At 65.5% G+C, this 447-nt stretch carries 1 protein-coding gene; it reads right to left on the minus strand.

What is annotated here, in order from left to right; all coding sequences use genetic code 11:
* Positions 1 to 447 (minus strand): nucleotide-binding protein (locus tag AC1D0P_RS29625; RefSeq protein ID WP_477679998.1); only part of this gene is annotated, 447 nt, incomplete at both ends.

Below are 447 nucleotides of genomic sequence, written 5' to 3' on the forward strand. Positions count from 1 at the left end.
GCCTGGACCAGGCCGAGATGCCGTTCGGGAAGGCCGAGTTGCTTGTCCTGGCCGATCACGCCGAGAATGGGAATGCCTGCGCCCGCAAGCCCGGCCCGCAGCATCGATTCGTGCCGCGCGCTGCCGACACGGTTGAGGATCAGCCCAGCGATTTCGACATCCGGGTCATAGGCCGCATAGCCGCGCACGACGGCACCCACCGAATGCGACATGCGCGCGCAATCGACCACCAGCACGACGGAGAGGCCTAGCATTTTCGCCAGGCTGGCCGGGGAACCGGTATGGTCGGCAGCGGCGTCGTAGAGGCCCATCATCGCCTCGACGATCATCGGTCCATCCGCTGCCGCCTGAGTAGCCAGCAGTTCGGGCCGCATCGCCCAGGGATCGAAATTCAGGCACGCGCGGCCACAAGCGATCTTGTGGAAGGCCGGATCGATATAATCGGGG

It is taken from the genome of Polaromonas sp. P1_G2 (assembly GCF_056405515.1).